Origin of the sequence: Rhizobium sp. NFR12 (assembly GCF_900108545.1) — a bacterium.
Classification (GTDB): domain Bacteria; phylum Pseudomonadota; class Alphaproteobacteria; order Rhizobiales; family Rhizobiaceae; genus Neorhizobium; species Neorhizobium soli.
Window position 1 is genome coordinate 1 of the sequence record NZ_FNWM01000013.1, and the last position, 5,098, is coordinate 5,098.

Here is a 5,098-nt window from a genome sequence, read left to right on the forward strand (position 1 = left end):
GCGAAGTCTCCACCGCCCAGGCAAGTCTGGCCCAGGCCGTACAGCAGATGGCGCAGGACTATGTCTCGCTCAACGTCGCACTCGGTGGCGGTTATAGGTTTCGACAGTTTACGCACGGTGAGTACTTGCTTGGCGGCTACACTACGGAGATTTATCCCAACACAACTGAGAATCCAACTTACGTAGGCGATGATGAGGCAACGGGGCTCGCGCCTAACCGGCTGCTCAACAGCACGATCTGAGATCTGTCGTATCCTGAGCGCGATCTTGGCCTGCCAGATGACGATTGAGGCGTCGCGATCGGACTATGATGCCGTCTAAGCCGTCCTACTTTCAGTCGTTAGCTTTTTAGCTGTCTCAATCGAAACGACAGCTCATCAGCCGCACCCTCCCCAACAAAACTTTGCTGAAACTCCCGTGGCGGCTTCCGTAGGAGCATCGACGTCTAGTGGCGCGACTGGGAATTCATAGTCGTTTTGGTAACGTCTTCAAATTGGCACGAAGTTGGTCCAGCGGGCTCGCAGCGGTTCTGATGAAAGCGTCTGAATCAGGTACTTTCCTCAAAGACGCTCTTAGCCTCAGGTACTTTAAACCAGGACCGCGAACTGGGCGGAATAGAATCCGCAACACTCCAATCGCGAAAACTTTGCAAACACCATCGGCATTGAAGTCTTGTCCGAGGATATAATTTATCTCGATCGTTACGCTGACATCGCGTCGGGCGCCGACCGACAGGCGATGCACTCCGCGTTTGAGACATTCTTATGATCGGTCGACGCCGCAATAAGCAATAGCCTGAAGACAGGCTTAAGGCCGAACGCGCCACAGTCCTCTTGCGTGAAAAAGCTCCTCGCTATGAAGCGTCGGTCCATACCCTTCAACTATCAAGCGAAAGCCAGCATTCGCTAAAGCCGGACCATAACGAACCTAGCCTACGCTTAGCGCAGAATGTCGTTGGCATCGGGTCCGGCACTTTCGGAATACGCGGCAGCGGTGGCAAGAGGAGAGCGTATCCTGCTTGCCGCGCGAAGACGGCTCATACCGACCCGAAACTCGAAGCTGTTAGTCTACAATTCTTCCGGGGTGTCGGCTATGCATCTCGGAATTGGTTCTAGTCACTGACGTCGCAGTCGTCGTCAGCTTCCGAAGTAGCCACAGATGGATCGAAGACCTTAGGAGAAGATCGGTATTGAATCGTTAAGATGCCTACATCGAAAACTGAAATTTACATCTCTCACATTGCTCAGAGTTCAGAACTGCTGCCCGCCAAGCACCAGATGAGCCGTTGATATAGCCTGATAGCGCTGATGTTTACTGACTATCCTATCAATAGAAAAACAAAACCCCCATGTAGATCATCGCAATCCACACGCAGACCGAAAAGACGAATGCAATCAACAATGCTTTAAGGCGATATGACATAAATTAAAGTAAGAGATTCTGGAATTTTCATCACCTTGCCACAAAGGCGTAAGACGTCATTCGACTGCGGTATTTGATTCGGAGTCGGACAATTTTACTACGCTACGCCAGGCCTCATGAAACCCGCAGCTATACTTCTAATGCGAAGATGAATGTATCGAGTGGCGTGGATGACAATCGCGTAGGGGCAATCTCCAATGTGGTCTTGCCGATGCTGGCTTGGACGATCTCGAACGAGCGCAAGCCGGTATTGCCGTTGGCCCGTACGGTGGTCGGCTCCGGCTGCTTTGGAACCGGGCGACGCTGTTGACGTGGATACGAAGTGGAAGCTTACGATACCGCGCCAGCATCAACCGGGCCGGAACAGCAACCTGATGTTCCTCTGACACAGGCATCCATCGGCCTGAGTGCACCGTGGCTTGCAAAATTGGCCGCTTACTCGATGAGAACTGAACGCTCTCGCTACCATAACGACAAGGCTGAATGCGGCTAAGACGTAACAAGATGTCTGCGCAACATACGTTCAGTCCGCGACTGGACCATGAGTACATTCCGAGCCTCCCGGCCGTCTATCGTTAAATGGTAGGAACTTAGCAGGCGATATCGTTCGCCGAAAATTCCTGGCCGGAGCCAACCGGCCTTTCTCATTCAACGTCTGGGACCATTGATGATCGAAGCCATGAAGCGGCCGTGGGCAATTGCGGCTACGGTGTGCATTATGGCCGGCATGGCCCTCTTTGCCTGGTACAAACTCAAGCCGAGCGATCTTCCGGACAACATTGCCAGCGGCAATGAACGGATCGAGGCGGTGGAGATCGACGTCTCTGCCCGGAGCGCCGGTCGCATCAAAGATATCGTCGTTGCGGAGGGCGAGTTCGTCACGGTAGGCCAGGTCATCGCCAACATGGACACATTGCAGATCAGAGCCGAGCGCCGCGAAGCGGAAGCGCAATCGCGACGGGCCGTCATCGGAGTCGACACGGCACGCAGTCAGGTCACGCAGCGAGAAGCAGAAACGGAAGCGGCCATCGCCGTCGTCGCGCAACGGGACGCCGAGCTCGATGCCGCAAACCGTCGTCTCGTCCGCTCGACGCAACTTTCCTGCAACGGCACCGTCTCGGCGCAAGTCTTCGACGACGATCGAGCCACCATGCACGCTGCAACAGCAACCGTCGCTGCGGCGAAGGCGCAGCTTGCGGCCACACAGGCGGCAATCAGCGCTGCAAACTCGCAGGTCGTCGATGCGCAGGCCGCGGTTGACGCTGCCTCTGCGACGATTGAGCGGATCGATGCGGACATCGATGACAGCGCCTTGAAATCGCCTATCCCAACCTTCGGGTCGAGATCATGATGGCGGATGAACGGCAAAACCTGGTCGTGAGCGGTGTCGATCTCGCGATCCGAACCGGCACACTTGCCGACTCGACATTCGGAGCCAGACGAATTGGCTCGCTTGAACGAATGGTCGTAGCATCGCCAAACTATCTTACCAGAAACGGCACCCCGGCTACCCCGGAGGAGCTCACCGCACATGACTGCATTCTCGGCTACGGCGCATTCGGTCCAGGAGGCTGGCGTTTCTGGCAGGGCGACACGCTGATCTCGGTTGATGTCCGCAGCAGACTTACGATCAACTCTGCCCCCGGAATTCTGTCAGCATGTGTTCAGGGATTGGGTTTGGCCGTATCATCCGAGGTTCCATCAATGCGTATGGTCACGGACGCACTGTGGGCTCGCGCTCGGGAACGCGATGCGGTGATCGGCGAGCTGTACCAGAATGCCACCAGCAACCGCCTAACCGCCACGCGGAGACCAGTCTACCTCCTAAGCCGGATGCTGGAATGCGGCGGACCCTACGCGATGAACGGAGAGGGTCGTTATAGCTGTACCAACCGCAAACACCGCCTGCCGATCGACGACCTTGGCGGTGAGCGATGCGGTAACAGCAAGACGATTACGCGCCATGAACTTGAAGACCGCGTCCTTAACTGCATCCCGGCGGCCTTCTACTCCATCGACATTTTCGAGCGTATTTCGCAAAGGATGATCGCCCATGAGGTCACTGTGCTAAAGCGCACGCCATCCCGCAAGGGCTCGTTGGAGGCCGAACTTGAGTCAATCAAAACAACCCAGAAGAGGCTGATGCAGCAGATCCAGGACCGGCACGCTGAAGGCCGGCCACGCCTTGTCATCCTCGACGACCAACTCGATGAACTGGAAGCAACGCGTGAGAAGCTGGTTTTGGAACTTGCCGGCATGGGTGCGCCGGCTGAGGATTATCAAGCGAAGATCGCAAAGCTGAAGCAGCAGTTCAATCCCACCAATGTCGAGGTTGCCATTCGTAAACTGCTCTTACTAGCCCGTGACAAAGGCAACGAAGAAGCCAAGCAGCATCTTATGCCGATCGTTCGCGATCTGATCCAGACCGTTGTGATCGGCAAGACACCAGGCCAGCAGCCGGCGAGTTTGCAGGTGCATGGCTCGATTGCCAACATCATGGCCTCGATGGAAGTCCTCGATCTGATGGAGCAGCAGTTCATCGCTGCGGCAGGCAACGATCTAATGGCGCGAATCGCGTCTGGCGAGATCGACACCGAGGAGAAACGCGAAAAGCTGCTCGGCCAGTATGCCGAGGAGCTTCGTCTTCTTTACCCCGAGTGGGAGAATTTACAAGTTTCAGTGGTTGCGGGGGCAGGATTTGAACCTGCGGCCTTCAGGTTATGAGCCTGACGAGCTACCGGGCTGCTCCACCCCGCGCCAAGCGAATTTGGCATTGCCAAATTTCGCGTCTGCGTAAACCGCGCTGCGGTTTACGTGTAGTGCCGGAGCAAATCCGAAGGATTTGTCTCCTGTGAGGGACGCACCGACTACGAGCCAGACGTCCCTTCGGCAATTCTAAACCCCAGCAACGACAAAAGGCCGCTTTGGGAGCGGCCCTTGGTTTGGCCAGGGGCCGATTGTTTTCGTGTATGAGAAGATTGTTTGATCCATCCTTATGGATGGCATTGCCTTTAATAGACCTGGCAGCGACCTACTCTCCCGCGTCTTAAGACGGAGTACCATTGGCGCAGGGGTGTTTCACGGCCGTGTTCGGAAAGGGAACGGGTGCAGCCACCCCGCAATGACCACCAGGTCGATTAAGGGCAATGTATGCGTGGCAACGGGCGACCATTGCAACGCTTTATCGAGAAGCTGGCGGAGGCGAACCCCCTTTTGTCTTAGTTGAACACGTCTTTGGTGCAACAAACCGGACGAACACTGACGTGTTCGCCGGGCCCGTCGCAAAGGCTTTCGCCTTCGCTCTGTCAGGACCAACGCTCCCGCGTTGGCCTTGAGATGAGCATAGTCAATGAGAACGATGAAGCCAATCGGGCTATTAGTAAGGCTAAGCTTCATGCATTACTGCACGTCCACACGCCTCCTATCAACGTGGTCGTCTTCCACGGCCCTGATAGGGAATACTCGTTTTCAGGTGGGTTTCCCGCTTAGATGCCTTCAGCGGTTATCCCTTCCATATATAGCTACCCTGCTATGCCGTTGGCACGACAACAGGTCCACCAGAGATATGTCCATCCCGGTCCTCTCGTACTAGGGACAGATCCTGTCAATATTCCTACACCCACGGCAGATAGGGACCGAACTGTCTCACGACGTTCTGAACCCAGCTCACGTACCG

3 protein-coding genes, 1 tRNA gene and 2 rRNA genes are annotated in these 5,098 nt (G+C 55.6%); 2 read left to right on the top strand and 4 right to left on the bottom strand.

What is annotated here, in order from left to right:
- Together BLW69_RS22420 and BLW69_RS22425 are read left to right on the top strand one after the other, a co-directional pair.
- Window positions 1-242: hypothetical protein (locus BLW69_RS22420; protein WP_139283929.1), on the top strand; the 242-nt coding region annotated here is incomplete at its 5' end.
- A gap of 1,847 nt (window positions 243-2,089) precedes the next feature.
- On the top strand, window positions 2,090-2,773 hold the full coding sequence (locus BLW69_RS22425; protein ID WP_092665522.1) for an HlyD family secretion protein: 684 nt from the start codon (window positions 2,090-2,092) through the stop codon (window positions 2,771-2,773).
- Between the two features lie 473 nt (window positions 2,774-3,246).
- Here BLW69_RS22425 and BLW69_RS23070 read toward each other — a convergent pair whose 3' ends face one another.
- From BLW69_RS23070 to BLW69_RS22445, 4 genes are all read right to left on the bottom strand, one after another.
- Window positions 3,247-3,477 (bottom strand): hypothetical protein, encoded by a 231-nt coding sequence (locus BLW69_RS23070; protein ID WP_244508945.1) that lies wholly within the window; start codon window positions 3,475-3,477, stop codon window positions 3,247-3,249.
- 625 nt (window positions 3,478-4,102) lie between these two features.
- Window positions 4,103-4,179: transfer RNA gene (locus BLW69_RS22435), tRNA-Met, on the bottom strand.
- A 261-nt stretch (window positions 4,180-4,440) separates the two neighbouring features.
- Window positions 4,441-4,555 (bottom strand): 5S ribosomal RNA (rrf, locus tag BLW69_RS22440).
- A 222-nt stretch (window positions 4,556-4,777) separates the two neighbouring features.
- Window positions 4,778-5,098, bottom strand: a 23S ribosomal RNA gene (locus BLW69_RS22445); the annotation flags it as partial.